1 rRNA gene is annotated in these 1,344 nt (G+C 56.4%); it reads right to left on the reverse strand.

The annotated features are described in order from the left end of the window. Window positions 1–12: 12 nt before the first annotated feature. Window positions 13–1,344 (reverse strand): 16S ribosomal RNA (locus FW767_RS12700); the annotation flags it as partial.

The raw sequence follows: 1,344 nt of genomic DNA on the forward strand, positions 1-1,344 counted from the left end.
GGTCCGCTCCAGAAAGGAGGTGTTCCAGCCGCACCTTCCGGTACGGCTACCTTGTTACGACTTAGCCCCAGTCACCGGTTTTACCTTAGGGCGCTCCTTGCGGTCACGCACTTCAGGCACCCCCGGCTTCCATGGCTTGACGGGCGGTGTGTACAAGGCCCGGGAACGTATTCACCGCGCCATGGCTGATGCGCGATTACTAGCGAATCCAGCTTCATGGAGTCGAGTTGCAGACTCCAATCCGAACTGAGACGACTTTTCGGGTTCCGCTCCTTGTCGCCAAGTGGCTTCCCGCTGTAGTCGCCATTGTAACACGTGTGTCGCCCCGGACGTAAGGGCCGTGCTGATTTGACGTCATCCCCGCCTTCCTCACAGCTTGCGCCGGCAGTCTCGACAGAGTCCTCGACTTCACTCGTTAGCAACTGTCGATAGGGGTTGCGCTCGTTATGGCACTTAAGCCGACACCTCACGGCACGAGCTGACGACAACCATGCAGCACCTCGCAACCGACTCCGTAGAGCTGTACCCTTTCAGATACATTCCGGTTGCGTTTGAGCCCGGGTAAGGTTCCTCGCGTATCATCGAATTAAACCACATGTTCCTCCGCTTGTGCGGGCCCCCGTCAATTCCTTTGAGTTTCACCGTTGCCGGCGTACTCCCCAGGTGGAATACTTAACGCTTTCGCTGTGCCACTCAAGGCCCATTTGCCCCGAACAGCTAGTATTCATCGTTTACTGCGTGGACTACCAGGGTATCTAATCCTGTTCGATACCCACGCTTTCGTGCTTCAGCGTCAGTTGGGCGCCGGTATGCTGCCTTCGCAATCGGAGTTCTGCGTGATATCTATGCATTTCACCGCTACACCACGCATTCCGCATACTTCTCGCCCACTCAAGAACGCCAGTTTCAACGGCGGAGCGAGGTTGAGCCCCGCGATTTTACCGCTGACTTGGCATTCCGCCTACGCACCCTTTAAACCCAATAAATCCGGATAACGCTCGCATCCTCCGTATTACCGCGGCTGCTGGCACGGAGTTAGCCGATGCTTTTTCTTCAGGTACTCTCGATAACGCTACACGTAGCGCCAATTGCTCCCTGACAAAAGAGGTTTACAACCCATAGGGCAGTCTTCCCTCACGCGACTTGGCTGGTTCAGGCGTAAGCCCATTGACCAATATTCCTCACTGCTGCCTCCCGTAGGAGTCTGGTCCGTGTCTCAGTACCAGTGTGGGGGACCTTCCTCTCAGAACCCCTAGACATCGTCGCCTCGGTGGGCCGTTACCCCGCCGACTAGCTAATGTCACGCATGCCCATCCGTCACCGGATCGCTCCTTTAATCGCAAA

This window comes from Heminiphilus faecis (assembly GCF_008728965.1).
Classification (GTDB): Bacteria; Bacteroidota; Bacteroidia; order Bacteroidales; family Muribaculaceae; genus Muribaculum; species Muribaculum faecis.